The organism is Fodinicola acaciae, assembly GCF_010993745.1.
Classification (GTDB): domain Bacteria; phylum Actinomycetota; class Actinomycetes; order Mycobacteriales; family HKI-0501; genus Fodinicola; species Fodinicola acaciae.
Window position 1 is genome coordinate 2,873,408 of record NZ_WOTN01000001.1, and the last position, 14,957, is coordinate 2,888,364.

Below are 14,957 nucleotides of genomic sequence, written 5' to 3' on the forward strand. Positions count from 1 at the left end.
CCTACTTGTACATGGTCTGGTTCATCGTCCCCGGCGCGTACGCGTCGGGGTCGACCCAGACGTTGATCAGGGACGGCTTGCCGGACTCGCGGGCCCGGCGCAGTGCCGGCCCGATGTCCTTGGGGTCGCGCACTTCCTCGCCGTAACCACCGAGCATCTGCGCGAACTTGTCGTAATGAACGTCGCCGAGTGTGTTGCCGACCCGCTCGCGCTCCAGGCCGTACTTCTGCGCCTGGCCATAGCGGATCTGGTTCATCGACGAGTTGTTGCCGACGATCCCGACGAAAGGCAGGTTGTAGCGGACGAGGGTTTCGAAGTCCCAGCCGGTGAGGCTGAACGCTCCGTCGCCGAACAGCGCGACGACCTCCTTGTCCGGCCGGGCGTGTTTTGCCGCCAGTACGAACGGAATGCCGACGCCGAGCGTGCCGAGCGGGCCCGGGTCCATCCAGTGGCCGGGCGACTTGGGCTGCACGACCTGGCCGGAGAAGGTGACGATGTCGCCGCCATCGCCGATGTAGATCGAGTCCTCGGTGAGGAATTCGTTGATTTCGTGGACGAGCCGGTAAGGGTGGATGGGGCTGGCATCCGAGTGCAGCTGCGCCAGCCGCTTCTGCCTGGCCTGTTCCTCGACGCCGAGCAACTCCTCCAGCCAGGCTTTCCGGCCGGTCGCGCCGTTGTCCTCGCGTCCGGACGCCGCCTGCGTCACCGATGCCAGCACCAGCCCGGCGTCGCCGACGATGCCCAGGTCGATGTCGCGGTTTTTCCCGACCGTACGGTAATCCAGGTCGATCTGGACGACCGTGGCGTCCTTCGACAGCCGCCGGCCGTAACCCATCCGGAAGTCGAACGGCGTGCCGACGATGACGATGACATCGGCGTTGTTGAAGGCATAGCGGCGGGCCAGCTGGAAGTGGTGCGGGTCGCCGGGTGGCAACGTGCCGCGGCCGGCGCCGTTCATGAACGCCGGGATGTTGAGCGTACGCACCAACTCGATGGCCGCGTCGGTGCCGCGGGTGGTCCACACCTGGCTGCCGAGCAGGATCGCCGGTTTTTTGGCGTGTACGAGCAGATCCGCGAGCTTCTCGATCGCGGCCGGGTCGCCGGCGCCGCGGGTGGACGCGCGATAATGGCCGGCCGCCGGGATGCGCGCCGACTCCAGCGGCACCTTCGCGTCGAGCACATCGCGGGGGATCTCAAGGAAAGACGGGCCGGGCGCACCGAGATAGCACTCGCGGAAAGCCATCGTCACCATGTCCGCGACGCGCGCGGTGTGCGGCACGGTCGCGGCGAACTTGGTGATCGGGTTCATCATGTCGACGTGCGGCAGGTCCTGCAGTGAGCCCATTTTGTGCTGGGTGAGGGCTCCCTGGCCACCGATCAGCAACATCGGGCTCTCCGCACGGAAAGCGTTGGCCACACCGGTCACCGCGTCGGTGGTGCCGGGGCCGGCGGTGACGACCGCGCAGCCGGGTTTTCCGGTCACGCGCGCATAACCGTCGGCGGCGTGCGCGGCGACCTGCTCGTGCCGCACGTCGATGACCTCGATGCCTTCGTCGACGCAGCCGTCGTAGATGTCGATGATGTGTCCGCCGCACAGGGTGAAGATCGTGTCCACACCCTCGGCCTTGAGCGCTTTCGCTACCAGGTGACCACCCGAGATGGTCTCGGGCTGGGCCGGCTCCGCGTCGTTGGCCGCGCCGGTCGCTGTCTGCGCCATCGCTGGTTCATCTCCTCGTACGTTCTGGGGCGTGCGGTTCGGGACCGAGCTAAGCCCCGGGGACCGCCTGTCCGGTTGTAGATTGCATACCGTATGCCTAGGCTCATCGTGGCCCAGACCACACTCGATGTCCAGAGGGTTGCCGGAGAAAGTTAAGCCTCGTTACGAGGCCTTTTGGCCGATCGGCGCCAGATCGGGCACGGGTTCGTACTCGACGATCGCGTCCAGTGACGGACCCATCGCGGCGTTCGCCTCGCGTTCCACCATGACTTCCACCAAAACCGGCAGTTGTACGCGCTCGGACTCGGCGGTGGCCCAGGCGAGCGCGCCGGCGATGTCCTCCGGCCGCTCGACCCGCCGCGCCGGACAGCCGAACGCGTCCATGACCTTCACGTGGTCGATGCCGCCCTCGCCGTAATGCAGGTCGACGGCGAAGTTCATGTCGTAGGGGATCTCGCTCTGCCGGATCAGCCCGAGATACTCGTTGTTGATCATGACGATCACGAACGGGATCCGGTACTGCGCGGCGACCGCGACCTCCTCCATCAGGAACTGGAAGGAATAGTCGCCGGCGACGGCGACCACCGTACGTTCCGGATGCGCGCACTTCACCCCCATCGCCGCCGGCACCTCCCAGCCGAGCGGGCCGGCCTGGCCGCAGACCAGATAACGGCGCGGCAGGAACGTACGCTGGAACTGGCCCGACCAGATCTGGTAGAGGCCGATAGCGGTCACGAAGGTGGTCTCTGCCGGGAAAAACTCGTTGATCTCACGGAAAACCCGCGGCGGCTTGATCGGAGTGTCGTCGAAGTCGTCGCGGCGTACGAGCGTGTCGCGCAGCTCCTCGACCCGCTCGGTCCACTGACCGGACCGGCGCGGCGGTGAGATTTCCTGTGCCTGGAAGGCCATCGCGGCCAGGGTCGAGCGCGCGTGGCCGACGACGCCGAGATCCGGCTCGAAAACCTTGCCGATCTGCGTCGGCTCGATGTCGACGTGGATGAACTTACGGCCCTTCCGGTAGGTGTCCAGGTCACCGGTGTGCCGGTCGCCGAAACGCGCGCCGATCGCGAGCACCAGGTCGCTTTCCAGGAAGGCCGCGTTTCCCCACCTGGTCTGTGTCTGGATCCCCGCCATGCCGGCGAAAAGCGGATGGTCCTCGGGGAAGGCACCTTTGCCCATCAGCGTCGTCTGGACCGGGATCTGCAGCCGCTCGGCCAAATTACGCAGCTCGTCGGTGGCGTTGGCGATGATCACGCCACCACCGGCGAGGATGAGCGGCTTTTCGGCCTGCAGCAACATCTCCACGGCGGCGCGTACGGCCGCCGGCTGCGGCTCCGGCACCTCGATCGGCAGCGGACCATCCACTGTGGAGTCATACAGGCACGTGCCGCGCTGCACGTCCAGCGGCAGATCGATCAGCACCGGTCCGGGCCGGCCGGACTGGGCGATCCGGAACGCCTCGCGGAAGACCCACGGCGCCTGCGCCGGTTCCTTCAGCTGTACGGCCCATTTCGTCACCGGCCTGGCGATCTCCACGATGTCGACCGCCTGGAAGGCCTCCTGGTGCAGCTTGGCGCGCGGCGCCTGGCCGGTGATGCAGATCATCGGGATCGAGTCGGCCAACGCGGTGTAGAGGCCGGTGATCATGTTCGTGCCGGCCGGTCCGGACGTGCCGATGCAGACGCCGACTTTCCCGGTCGCGCGCGACCATCCGTCGGCCGCGTGGGTGCCTCCTTCCTCGTGCCGCACGGTGATGTGCTTGATCGAGCTGGTCCGCAACGCGGCGTACAACGGCAGGATCGCCGCGCCGGGGATGCCGAAGACGGTCTCGACGCCTTCGGACTCCAGCACCGCGACGGCCGCCTCCATGCAGGGAACTCGCTTCACAGGCTGGCCTTCCGGTTGAGATTTTCGAGCACCTTCAACAAAGCCGAGTGGTCGAGGTCGCCGAAGCCCTGCTGGCGCGCGGCCGAGAGCAGCTGCGCGACCTGCGCGGCCATCGGCAGCGCGACCTCCGACTCGCGTGCCGCGGCCAGCACGATCCCCATGTCCTTGTGATGCAGGTCGATCCGGAAGCCCGGCGCGAACTGCCGCTCCACCATGGTTTTCCGCTTCAGGTCGAGGATCCTGCTGGCCGCGAGGCCGCCGGCCAGCACGTCCAGGCCGGTGCCGGCGTCCACGCCGGCCGCCTCCAGCAGCACGATCGCCTCGGCGACCAGCGCGTACGTGCCGCCGACGACGAGCTGGTTGGCCGCCTTCACCATTTGCCCGGCGCCGTGCGGCCCAACGTGGACGATCGTTTTGCCGACCGCCTCGAGAAAGGGTTTGGCGCTCTCGACATCGTCGGCACTGCCGCCGACCATGATGGAGAGCACCCCGTCAACCGCGCCTTTCTCGCCGCCGCTGACGGGGGCATCCAGGACCCGCACTCCGCGGGTGTGCCCGGCCTCCGCGACCTTTTTCGAGGTCTCCGGCCGGATCGTGCTCATGTCGATGTAGAGCGCGCCGGGTTTCACGTTGTCCAGCACGCCGTCCGGGCCGAACGCCACCGCTTCGACCTGCGGCCAGTCCGGCAGCATCGTGATGACGACATCGGCGCCGCTGACCGCCTCGACAATGCTGCCGGCCGTCTCGCCGCCGGCCTTGCGCAGCTTTCGCGGCCCGGTCTCGGCCACGTCGAAGCCGATCACCCGATGGCCGGCGCGTACCAGGTGACCGGACATTGGCGCGCCCATGATGCCGAGGCCGATGAAACCGACAGTGCTCATGAGGCGATCTCCTTCAGCCAGCCGAAACTTGCCGCGCTCGGACCGACCGGCTTGTATTCCAGGCCGACCTGGCCGGCATAGCCGGATTTCTCCAGCCGCCCCAGGACCTCGCCGTACGGGATCGTGCCGGTGCCGGGCTGGCCGCGGCCGGGCACGTCGGCGATCTGCACATGGCCGAACCGCGCGGACAGCCGGTCGACCAACTCCAGCGGCTCCTCCCCCATCCGGTGCAGGTGATAGAAATCGGCCAGGAACGAGATGTTGTCGACGCCGCTTTCCTTGCGTACGCGGTCGATCACCGCGATCGCGCCGCGCGAGGAGGTGATCGGATAGTGCGGGCTCTCGTACGAGTTCAACGCCTCGACAACGACGGTGGCGCCGGTTCTCGCTGCCGCGCTGGCCGCCTTGGCGAGGTTTTCCGCGGCGAGCTCGTCCTGCCGCACCGGGTCGGCGTCGGCGTCGCGGTTTCCGTACAGGGCATTGAGAATCGTGCAGCCGAGCCGCTCGGCGAAGCCGACCGCCACGTCGATGTTGGCGACGAACCGGTCGCTTTGCGCCGGCCGGGACAGCAGGCCGCGCTCGCCACGCGCCATGTCGCCGGCATCGAAGTTGAGGCCGACCAGGCGGACACCGGCGTCCTGGATCGCCCGCTGCAGCGCGTCGAGATCGCCGTCGGCCGGCACCGGAGTGGCGAACGGCCACCACAGCTCTACGGCTGAAAAGCCGGCTGCCGCGGCTGCCGCCGGTCGCTCCAGCAGCGGAATCTCGGTGAAGAGGATGGAAAGGTTGACGTCGAAGCTGATCGCCATGTGGCTCCTAACTGATCTCACGAAGCAGCCGCGCGGTTTCGCTCGGCGTCTTGCCGACCCGTACGCCGGCGGCTTCGAGCGCGTCCTTCTTGGCCTGCGCGGTGCCGGACGAGCCGGACACGATCGCACCGGCATGGCCCATGGTTTTGCCTTCTGGAGCGGTGAAACCGGCGACATAGCCGACGACCGGCTTGGTGATGTGCTGCTGGATGTACGCGCCTGCGCGCTCTTCCGCGTCACCGCCGATCTCCCCGATCATCACGATCGAGGTCGTCTCCGGATCGTCCTGGAAAGCCTGCAACGCGTCGATGTGTGTCGTGCCGATCACCGGATCGCCACCGATGCCGATGGCGGTGGAAAAGCCGATGTCGCGCAGCTCGTACATCAGCTGGTAGGTCAGCGTGCCGGATTTCGAGACCAGGCCGATGGGTCCGGGACCGGTGATGTCGGCCGGAATGATGCCGGCGTTGGACTTTCCAGGGCTGACGATGCCGGGACAGTTCGGCCCGATGATCCGTGTCTTGTTGCCGGCGTCGACGGCGTGCGCCCAGAAGGATGCCGAGTCGTGCACCGGAACGCCTTCGGTGATCACGACCGCCAGGCCGATCGCCGCGTCGATCGCCTCGATGACCGCGTCCTTGCAGAACTTCGGCGGCACCAGGATGACCGTGGTGTTCGCGCCGGTCTCGGCGATCGCCTCGGTGACCGTGCCGAAAACCGCCACGGAGGTGCCGTCGAAGTCGAGTTTTTGGCCCGCCTTACGGGGATTCACACCGCCGACGATGGTCGTGCCGGCGCGCAGCATGCGTGCGGTGTGCTTCAGGCCTTCCGAGCCGGTGATCCCCTGCACGATGACCCGGCTGTCCCGGTCGAGGAAAATCGCCACGGTCACACTCCTGCCAGCTCGGCGGCTTTGGCGGCCGCGTCGTCCATGGTGTCGACAACGGTCACGAGCGGATGGTTTGCCTCGGCGAGGATGTGCCGGCCGGCGACGACGTTGTTGCCGTCGAGGCGTACGACCAACGGTTTCGTCGCCTCCGCGCCGAGAATCCGCAATGCCTGGACGATGCCGTCGGCGACCGCGTCGCACGCGGTGATGCCGCCGAAGACGTTGACGAAGACGCTGCGTACGTCCGGATCACCAAGGACGACGGACAGCCCGTCGGCCATCACCTTCGCCGACGCACCGCCGCCGATGTCGAGAAAGTTCGCCGGCCGTACGCCCGCGTAGGCGACGACGTCCAATGTGGACATCACCAGGCCGGCACCGTTGCCGATGATGCCGACCTGACCGTCGAGCTTGACATAGTTGAGGTCGAGCGCTTTTGCCTTTGCTTCCAAGGGATCGGTCGCCGCCGTGTCGTGAAACGCCGAGTGGTCGTGACGGAAGGAGGCGTTGTCGTCGAGCGTGATCTTGCTGTCCAGCGCGACGATCCGGCCGTCCGCGTCGCATACCAGCGGATTGATCTCGACCAGCGTCGCGTCCTCCGCGACGAAGCTGTCCCACAGCTTCACCAGCACCTCGGCGACCTGGTCGGCCACCGCCACCGGAAAGGCTGCCGCCGCGACGATGTCGCGCGCCGTGTCGATGTCCACAGTGGACACCGGTCGGCGGACCAGTGCCTCCGGGCGGGTCGCGGCCACCTCCTCGATGTCCATGCCGCCGGAGATCGACGCCATGGCAAGGAAAGTGCGGTTGGAGCGGTCGAGGAGAAAGGAGACGTAATATTCCTCTGCCACCTCGCGGGCGGCGCCGATCAGCACCTCGTGGACGGTGTGGCCCTTGATGTCCATGCCGAGGATGTCGCCGGCCTTCGCGACCGCGTCGGCCGGATCGGCGGCCAGCTTGACACCACCGGCCTTGCCACGACCACCGGTTTTCACCTGTGCCTTGACGACGACCCGGCCGCCCAGCCGCTCGGCGGCCGGTCCGGCATCCGCCGCCACGCTCACCACCTCACCTGGCACCACCGGCACGCCGTGCCGTTCGAGCAGGTCTTTCGCCTGGTGTTCGTACAGGTCCACGGGCGCTCCTTCGATCCAGAACAGGTCGACAGTATGCAGTATTCAATTTCTCGACGTCTAGATGTGGTCACGGTCACATCGTTCTGGTAGATTGCATACAGTATGGCGTAACCATTGTCGAGGAGGCAGGCATGAGCGCGACCACCGAGACACCGCCGGGCCTGGTCCGCGAGGTCTACGACTGTTGGGGCCGGCGCTATCGGGTCGGCCCGTCCGCGACCCGGCTGATCGGGCATTCGCGCAGGTGGATGCTGTGGTTGCCGGCAGCCGCGATGGCCTCGGTCGGCGTGCTGCAGTATGGCTTCGGCACCGCCGTCCCCGCTCTCGTGGCGGCACACGGCTGGCCGCCGGCGCAGGCCTTCTGGCTGCTCGCGCTGTGGACCGTCTGCCAGGCCGGTGTCGGCCTGCCGACCGCGTATCTGCGCGAACGCGGCGTCGTCGGACCGCGGACGATCATGCTCCTGGGCGCCGCGCTGTGCGCGCTCGGACCGCTCGCGCTGGCCACGCGCAACACGATCGGCGCGGCCGTGCTCGGCTATTCGGTGCTGAGCGGCATCGGCGCCGGGCTCGTCTACGCTGGCTGCACGTCGACGGCTTCCAAGTGGTATCCGGAAAAGTCGGCCGCGAGGGTCAGCACGGTGACCGGCGCGTTCGCGTACGGCTCGGTGCCGTTCGCCGTCGCGTACGTCCTCGGCATGCGGCCGGACAACCTCGGCACGCACCTCGGCGTCACCGGTGTCATCATCGGCGTGGTCGTCCTCGCCGCCGCTCTGCTGCTGCGCGATCCGCCGGCGCATTGGTGGCCGCCGCACCTCGACCCGCAGAAATGGGCCCTGGACAACCGGCTCAACCCCGGTCGCGTCAAGAACCCGCCGGCCGTGCGGCAGTTCACGCCGCGCGAGGCGATGCGGACCGGCGCTCTGCCGATCATGTACGTGTTGCTGTTCTGCGCCGGAGCGGTGTCCCTGTTCAACGTGACCTTCTTCGTCACGTACGCGATGTGGACCGGTCTCGGACCGGTGCTGATCGCCACCGGCGTGGCACTGCTCATCGGGTTGAACGGCGCCGGTCGCGCGCTCGCGATCCGCGTCTCGAACCACCTCGGCCGCAGCCGTACGCTCGTGTTCGTGCTGGCCACGCTCGGCTTCGGCCAACTGCTGTTCGCCGCCGCCGCGAGCGCCGGCATCCGCCCGCTGCTGTTTGCCGCGGCTGTGCTGGCCGGAGTGGGTGGTGGTGCGTTCTATCCGCTTTTTGCCAGTCTCACCAAGGATTACTTCGGCGAGCGGAACACGCTGGAGATCAACGGCGTGGTCTACAGCGCGAAGGCGTTCGCCGGGCTCGCCGGCGTCGGCCTGGCCGCTGTCGCCGTGCCGGCCCTCGGCTATCCGGCCGTGTTCCTGGTGGCCGGCGGCCTCGCGCTCGGCTCAGCGGCCCTGGCCGTACGCCTGCGTCGTCCCCACCGTTGACCCGTCAGCCGACCCAGACGGACTTGAGGTTGCAGAACTCGCGGATGCCGTGCGCGGACAGCTCGCGGCCATAGCCGGATCGTTTGATGCCGCCGAAAGGCAGCTCCGGATACGACGTGGTCATGCCGTTGACGAACACGGCGCCGGCTTCCAGCTCCTCGACAAAACGCTTCTGCTCGGCCGGATCGGTCGTCCACGCGTTGGACCCGAGACCGAAACTCGTCGCGTTGGCAACGGAAATCGCCTCGTCGATGCTGGCGACCTTGTAGAGCGAGGCGACCGGTCCGAAGACTTCTTCGAGATAGATACGCATGTCCGGCGTGATCGCGGTGATCACGGTCGGCGGATAGAACCAGCCAGCTCCCTCTGGCCGCGCGCCGCCGCAGAGCACCTGCGCGCCTTGTTTCACCGCCTCGTCGACCAACTCCTCCACGTCGTTACGGCCCTGCTCGGTCGCCAGTGGACCGACATCGGTGTCCGACTGCGTCGGATCGCCCACCTTCAAAGCCTTCATCTTTTCCACGAAAAGCCGGCTGAACTCGTCGTACGCGTCGGCGTGCACGATAAAACGCTTCGCGGCGATGCACGACTGGCCGTTGTTCTGTACGCGCGCGGTCACCGCCACCGTGGCGGCTTTTTCCAGGTCGGCGGACGGCATCACGACGTACGCGTCGCTGCCGCCGAGCTCCAGCACCGTTTTCTTGATCTCGTCGCCGGCGATCGCGGCCACCGAGCGGCCGGCCGGCTCGCTGCCGGTCAGCGTCGCCGCGGCCACGCGGTGATCGCGCAGCACCTGCTCGACCTGGCCGGAGGAGATCAGCAGCGTTTGGAAGCAGCCGGACGGAAAACCGGCACGTTTGAACAGGTCTTCCAGATATACCGCGGTTTGCGGCACGTTGGACGCGTGCTTGAGCAGCCCGACGTTGCCGGCCATCAGCGCCGGCGCGGCGAACCGGATCACCTGCCACAGCGGGAAATTCCACGGCATGACGGCGAGTACGACACCGAGCGGCTGATAATGGCCGTATGCCTGCTTGGCGCCGACCGCCGAGGCGTCGGCCGGCTCGTCGGCGAGGAATTCCTCGGCATGATCGGCATAAAACCGCATGCCTTTCGCGCACTTCAATGCCTCTGCCTGCGCGGCGGCCAGGGTTTTCCCCATTTCCGTGGTCATCGTGCGCGCGATGTCGTCCTTTTCCGCCTCCAGCAGGTCGGCGGCCGCGCGCATCCAGCCGGCGCGCTCGGCGAAGGTCGTCGACCGATAGCCGCGCCACCGGTCGTACGCTCGCGCGATCGCCTCGTCGATCTGCGCGGCGGTGTGCGCGTCGAAGGTTTTCAGCGTCTCCCCGGTGGCCGGGTTGATGGTGGCGATCGGCACGGTCGTCCTCCCGTAGTTGGGACCTGACACGTACGACTTCACGCCTGCAGACGCTGACCGTCAAGTCGAGGTGTCAGCTCGTCCAGCGACGGGTCGGCGCGGCCGGCCAGCGACGCCGCGTACGCCGCGTCGAGCAGCGGCAGCCGGGCCGTCCGCATCGCCAGCCGGCGCGCGAAAAGGCGACCGCGAGTCGACGGCAGGAACCACTCGGCGGTGTTGCGGCCGACGCGTTGTTTCTCGGTGACGACCGGCCGCCACTGCTGCTCGTAGCCGTCGAGCGCGTCCCTGATCGTGGTGGCGCGCGCGAGGTGTTCTCCGAGCACGTACGCACCGGCGATGGCCAGCGTGGCTCCCTGGCCGGCGAGCAGCGAGACCGCCTGGCAGGCGTCGCCGAGCAGCACGACCCGGCCGCGGCTCCACCGCGGCACGATCGCCTGCGCGACCTGGTCGTAGTAGACGCGGTCGGGCGGTGGGCAGCTGGCGACCGCGTCCGGCACGATCCAGCCGAGCGATCCGTAGGTCCGCTGGATCTCCTCGCCCGGATCGGCCGGCAGCGTCGGGTCGGGCGTACGGTGCACCGCGAAGATCGCGACCCGGCCGTCGCGCAGCGAATAGAACCCCATCTGCCGGTTGGTCGTGTCGGTCATGATGAAGCGGTCGCCGATCAGCTTGTGAAGACGCGCGTCGGTGAAGGTGTACGCGGCGGTGTGAAACCCGAGATAGCGCAGGAAACCGTCGCCGAAGACCTGCCGCCGTACGGTCGAGTGGATGCCGTCGGCGCCGACCAGCAGGTCGGCCTCCACCGCGGCGCCGTCGGACAGCGTGACGCGTACGCCTTCGCCGAAGTCGGCGATGTCGGTGACGGACACGCCGAAGCGCAGGTCGACCTGGCCGATGACCTTCTCGCGCAGCGCGAGCTCCAGGTCCGGCCGCATGATCGAGAGCATCCGGCCGTTGGTGTAGCGGATGAAACTCTTGAACGAGATGCCGGCGCGCCGCCGGCCGGTCTCGTCGACGAAGGTCGCCTCCGGCAGGTAGTAGCCGAGTTCCTGCAGCCGCGGCAGCACCCCCATCGTCTCGGCCGCGTCGTAGCCGAGACCGAAGAAGTCGATCATGTAACCCTGCTCGCGTGGGCCCGGCGACCGCTCCACCACCACGACATCCCACCCGTGGCTGTGGATCCGCTGCGCCATCGCCAGGCCGGCGATCCCGGCTCCGCAGATCACTACTCGCATGACTGTGCTCCTCTCAGGACGCGGGTCAGGACAGTCGTCGCCGCGGCGGTGGTCAGGTCCGGGTTGAGCAGGCGGTGCAGCATGATGCCGTCCAGCGCCGCGACCAGCACGGACGCGGTCTCCTCCGGATCGGGTTGCGCACAGCCGGCGAGCCAGTCGGCCACGCCCCGGCGAAACTCGGTGATCACCTCGGTCATCGCGGCGCGCAGCTCGGCGTCCCGCGTCGCGGCCAGATAGGTCTCGGTGACCAGCAGAGACGCCGGATCGGTGCCGCTGTAGGCGTCGAGCGCGGACAGCATGAGCCGCAGGCCCTCCTCAGCCGTACGCGCGTCGGCCAGTGCCGGCGCGAAGCCGGTCAGCAGCTCACGCAACGCACCGATCGCGGCCTCGCGTAGCAACGCCGAGACCGACGGAAAGTGATAGTGCACCACTCCTGGCGTCACCTGGGCTCGCTCCGCCAGCACGCGCGTACTCACCGCCATCCAGCCGCGCTCACCGATCAGCTCGGTCGCCGCGTTGAGCAAGCGGCGGCGCACCTCCCGGCCGCGGTCCGCTGTCGTCTCCACCATCTGACCTCGTTTGGACGATCGACTTGGTCGTTCGTCCAGAACCATACGCGCAACTGTTGCACATGGCAACGTTAAGAGCCTGCAATAATGTGTCCATGCATGAACCTGAGGCGCTTGTCGACGCGTTGGTGCTCGCCAGCCGCGCGCTGGTGGCGGTCGCGGCGCGGTCGGTGGCCGAGGTCGACGCCGACGTGACGCTGACGCAATATCGCGCGCTCGTCGTGTTGGCCAGTCGCGGTCCTCAACGCGTCAGCGCGCTGGCCTCCGAGCTCGGCGTGGCGCCGTCGACCGCGACCCGGCTGATCGAGCGGCTGGTACGCGCCGACCTGGTCGACCGCACCGCGCCACCTGGCGACCGCCGGTCGCTGGTGGTGTCGCTGCGGCCGGAAGGTCAGGCGCTCGTGCGGCAGGTGCTGGAGCAGCGGCGCGTCGCCGTACGCAAGCTGGTCGCGGCCATGCCAGCGGAGCAGCGCAGCGGCGCCACCGAGGCGTTGCGCGCGTTTGCCGCTGCCGCCGGTGAGCTGCCGGAACAGGCGTGGTGGCTGGGCTTCGACCAGACGTACGAGGCCAGCTAGCGCAGCCCCAGCGAGGTGCAGATCCGCCGGTAGTCGGCGAGAACGGCACCGGCGTCGATGCGTGTCGGCACGCCGTCGCGTATGACCCAGTCGCCGCCGACCATGACATCGCGCGCCGGACCGCCGGCGGCGAAGATCGCGAAAGCGATGGTCCGCTCCTCGTACGGCCGGAGCCGCTCCGTGTCGAGAAAGACCAGGTCAGCAGCTCGACCGACGGCGATCTCGCCGAGGTCGTCGCGCCCATAGCCGAGCGCTCCGCCACGAGTGGCCATCCGCAGGACCTCGGCGCGGCTGGTCCGGACCAGGAGATACGCCGTGCGGATCGTCGACCACATGTCCAGGTCACCCCAGTCCGTACCAAGGCCGATCGTCGCGCCGGCGCGCACCCACTCGGGCACCGCCGGCGCCTTGCCATGGATGGCCAGGTTGGAGACCGGACAATGCATGATCGACGCGCCACTCGAGACGATCAGCGCCAGGTCGTCGGCGTCGATTTCACAGGCGTGGAACAGAATCGTGCCGGCCAGCAGGTCGCGCTCGGCCAGCAGCCGTACGGTCGACATCCCCCAGTTTTTCTCGACGATCTCGCGGCGCTGGCGGCTTTCCAAGCAATGCATGGCAAATCTGACGCCGTCGTACGCACTGGCCCGGTCGAGAGCGGCTGGCGTGAGATCTTCCTCCGGCTCGATGTTGACTGTGTAGCGCTCGCGGTCGTCCAGCCGCTCGATCCAGTCGTCGTACGCCTGCGGCACCACCCGCAACCCAGCCGCGTCACCGGCCGCGGCCAGCACCGCCGGCGACAACTCCGAACACCCCGAGTCACCGACGAACGTCACGCCTTGCCGCAGCAGCTCGACATACTCGTGGCGTACGACCGCCGCCACCTCGTCCACATTGGACGGATCATCCAGCCACGCCCCGATCTCCCCCTGCCGCCGCCCGGCCGCGCTGTCACCGAACCAGTCGAACAGCTCCAGACCGTCGTCCAGGCCGCGCAACAGCGATGTCTGGCTGTGAAAGTGGCCGTTGACCAGCCCAGGAATCACCACTCGCGCCGAGCAGTCCACCGCCCCGGCACGATGTGCAGGCGGCGCGATCTGCGCGATCGTGCCGCCTTCCACCTCGATGTCCGCAACCGCGAACGAGCCGTCAGGACGCGCGTACAAAGCCTCGGTCAGCCACACGCGCCGGACGCTACCAAGGTCGCCCCGTTGGAGGTGGTCGGGTTTTGTCAGGCGGTCCGCCAGAGGGCCATGGCCTCTCGGCAGGTGGCGAGAAGGTCCAGTACGTGGGATTCGAAGGCGTGTGGAGCGCTAATGTCCGGCTTGTGAGGGTCGCGGATGGCATGAATGTCGAGTTACTAGCGTTGGACGCAAGAAACAAGGCTTTCACGCCGCCGCGATCACTGGAGGCTGTGACGGGTGTGACTACTGAGGCTGATAATGCTGTTGTGACCGTTCGACTGCAACAGATGTCCGTTTTGATGTCTTGTTAAACAAGTATTACGCAGTCAGCCGCCCCAGCACGATCGTTTGGCGTCCATCCCGACGGGTTGCTTCCCACACGTGACCTGGCGTGCTCGTTCTCCCCGTCGGCGGGCGCAGCCAACCACATTTTCGGAGGGGCCGCCGCCCACCTGACGCAACCACCCACCCAAGCTCGGCGGCCCCTCCGAAAATGTGGTTCCCTTCAGGGCGCCGACGGGGAGAACGAGCAAGCCCCGGAAGACCCGACCCCGCACGCAACCGCCGCCCGCACCCCTATGCACACCGATTGGCATCCACGCGCCCCCTCCCTTGAGGTCGCCCTCCGCGCAGGAGCGCCCGCCGCGCAGGCGAAAAACCCAACCACCCCCTGACGCAACAACCAAGAGACGCAACCACTTCTCCACCGCAACACCCAGAAAACCCAACCACCCACCCAACTCAGCAACCAGGAGACCCGACCACCTCCCCAACGCAACCAACAGAAACCGCAGCCACCCCAACGCACCCCCGACCCCCAACTCCACCGCACCACTCAGAAGACGCACCCCCCACCTCACGCCCCCGACCGCACGCATTTGGCCGTATAGGTCCATGACTCCCAGGACTGGATCAGGACTAGACCAGGGCTACACCAGGGCTCAGGACGGCAGATGCGGATGGAGGGTGTGCTGGCTGCGCGCCGCCCTGGTCCAGCAATGCACGCACAGCCGCACCGGGGTGTCGGGATGCAGCGTGCTCACGGCCGTACGGCCGCAGCCGCCGCATCTGCCGAACGTGGCCGGCACGAACATCGCCAGCAGGCCGAGGCCGACGGCCAGGGTCGACAGGGCCAGCGCCAGCGCCACCAGTGCGTCGCTCATGATCTCCACGACCATCACCGACACCGCCTTCCATGATGCTTGTCATGGACAACATATGCATCATACAA

At 67.7% G+C, this 14,957-nt stretch carries 13 protein-coding genes; 2 read left to right on the forward strand and 11 right to left on the reverse strand.

Annotation, left to right across the window (positions count from 1 at the left end; genetic code table 11):
• Position 1: 1 nt before the first annotated feature.
• The 6 genes from GNX95_RS13485 to sucC all read right to left on the reverse strand — a co-directional run bounded on the left by GNX95_RS13485 (position 2) and on the right by sucC (position 7,319).
• The gene (locus GNX95_RS13485; RefSeq protein WP_163507423.1) at positions 2 to 1,717 is read right to left on the reverse strand and encodes a thiamine pyrophosphate-binding protein; all 1,716 of its coding nucleotides are present in this window, start codon (positions 1,715 to 1,717) and stop codon (positions 2 to 4) included.
• Positions 1,718 to 1,879: 162 nt separating this feature from the next.
• Positions 1,880 to 3,604: a glyoxylate carboligase gene (gcl, locus tag GNX95_RS13490; protein WP_281356901.1), complete on the reverse strand. Its 1,725-nt coding sequence runs from the start codon at positions 3,602 to 3,604 to the stop codon at positions 1,880 to 1,882.
• Positions 3,601 to 4,485, reverse strand: coding sequence for a 2-hydroxy-3-oxopropionate reductase (locus GNX95_RS13495; RefSeq protein ID WP_163507424.1), 885 nt, complete (start codon positions 4,483 to 4,485; stop codon positions 3,601 to 3,603). Before GNX95_RS13495 ends, gcl begins: the two co-directional genes overlap by 4 nt.
• Positions 4,482 to 5,294 carry a hydroxypyruvate isomerase family protein gene (locus GNX95_RS13500; RefSeq protein ID WP_163507425.1) on the reverse strand — a complete coding sequence of 271 codons (813 nt, stop codon included), beginning with the start codon at positions 5,292 to 5,294 and terminating at the stop codon, positions 4,482 to 4,484. The genes GNX95_RS13495 and GNX95_RS13500 overlap by 4 nt, the downstream gene beginning before the upstream one ends.
• Positions 5,295 to 5,301: 7 nt before the next feature.
• Entirely contained in the window at positions 5,302 to 6,180 is an 879-nt protein-coding gene (sucD, locus tag GNX95_RS13505; RefSeq protein ID WP_163507426.1) for a succinate--CoA ligase subunit alpha, read from the reverse strand.
• A 2-nt stretch (positions 6,181 to 6,182) separates the two neighbouring features.
• The gene (gene sucC / locus GNX95_RS13510) at positions 6,183 to 7,319 is read right to left on the reverse strand and encodes an ADP-forming succinate--CoA ligase subunit beta (protein WP_163507427.1); all 1,137 of its coding nucleotides are present in this window, start codon (positions 7,317 to 7,319) and stop codon (positions 6,183 to 6,185) included.
• Positions 7,320 to 7,450: 131 nt separating this feature from the next.
• On the opposite strand from sucC, the gene GNX95_RS13515 reads away from it, so the two are divergent.
• A complete protein-coding gene (locus GNX95_RS13515) occupies positions 7,451 to 8,785 on the forward strand; it encodes an OFA family MFS transporter (protein WP_163507428.1) in 1,335 nt (444 codons plus the stop codon).
• 4 nt (positions 8,786 to 8,789) lie between these two features.
• Here the strand turns inward: GNX95_RS13515 and GNX95_RS13520 are convergent, their stop codons facing one another.
• From GNX95_RS13520 to GNX95_RS13530, 3 genes are read right to left on the reverse strand one after another with little or no spacing between them, the layout of a single operon-like run.
• Positions 8,790 to 10,163, reverse strand: a complete 1,374-nt coding sequence (locus GNX95_RS13520) for an NADP-dependent succinic semialdehyde dehydrogenase (protein WP_163508039.1) — start codon at positions 10,161 to 10,163, stop codon at positions 8,790 to 8,792.
• A gap of 38 nt (positions 10,164 to 10,201) precedes the next feature.
• Positions 10,202 to 11,398 carry an FAD-dependent monooxygenase gene (locus tag GNX95_RS13525; RefSeq protein WP_163507429.1) on the reverse strand — a complete coding sequence of 399 codons (1,197 nt, stop codon included), beginning with the start codon at positions 11,396 to 11,398 and terminating at the stop codon, positions 10,202 to 10,204.
• Positions 11,389 to 11,967 (reverse strand): TetR/AcrR family transcriptional regulator, encoded by a 579-nt coding sequence (locus GNX95_RS13530; protein WP_187369629.1) that lies wholly within the window; start codon positions 11,965 to 11,967, stop codon positions 11,389 to 11,391. The genes GNX95_RS13525 and GNX95_RS13530 overlap by 10 nt, the downstream gene beginning before the upstream one ends.
• Positions 11,968 to 12,062: 95 nt before the next feature.
• Between GNX95_RS13530 and GNX95_RS13535 the strand changes: the two genes are divergently transcribed.
• A complete protein-coding gene (locus GNX95_RS13535; RefSeq protein ID WP_163507430.1) occupies positions 12,063 to 12,542 on the forward strand; it encodes a MarR family winged helix-turn-helix transcriptional regulator in 480 nt (159 codons plus the stop codon).
• Here GNX95_RS13535 and GNX95_RS13540 read toward each other — a convergent pair.
• On the reverse strand, positions 12,539 to 13,726 hold the full coding sequence (locus tag GNX95_RS13540; RefSeq protein WP_163507431.1) for an amidohydrolase family protein: 1,188 nt from the start codon (positions 13,724 to 13,726) through the stop codon (positions 12,539 to 12,541). The two genes, GNX95_RS13535 and GNX95_RS13540, sit on opposite strands and share 4 nt — an antisense overlap.
• Before the next feature lie 941 nt (positions 13,727 to 14,667).
• Entirely contained in the window at positions 14,668 to 14,907 is a 240-nt protein-coding gene (locus GNX95_RS13545; RefSeq protein WP_163507432.1) for a hypothetical protein, read from the reverse strand.
• Positions 14,908 to 14,957: the final 50 nt, after the last annotated feature.

Coding starts and splice junctions, on each gene's coding strand:
- GNX95_RS13500 (WP_163507425.1), bottom strand. CDS start 5,294: ATGGCGATCAGCTTCGACGTCAACCTTTCCATCCTCTTCACCGAGATT.
- GNX95_RS13485 (WP_163507423.1), bottom strand. CDS start 1,717: ATGGCGCAGACAGCGACCGGCGCGGCCAACGACGCGGAGCCGGCCCAG.
- GNX95_RS13495 (WP_163507424.1), bottom strand. CDS start 4,485: ATGAGCACTGTCGGTTTCATCGGCCTCGGCATCATGGGCGCGCCAATG.
- GNX95_RS13525 (WP_163507429.1), bottom strand. CDS start 11,398: ATGCGAGTAGTGATCTGCGGAGCCGGGATCGCCGGCCTGGCGATGGCG.
- GNX95_RS13530 (WP_187369629.1), bottom strand. CDS start 11,967: ATGGTGGAGACGACAGCGGACCGCGGCCGGGAGGTGCGCCGCCGCTTG.
- GNX95_RS13535 (WP_163507430.1), top strand. CDS start 12,063: ATGCATGAACCTGAGGCGCTTGTCGACGCGTTGGTGCTCGCCAGCCGC.
- GNX95_RS13515 (WP_163507428.1), top strand. CDS start 7,451: ATGAGCGCGACCACCGAGACACCGCCGGGCCTGGTCCGCGAGGTCTAC.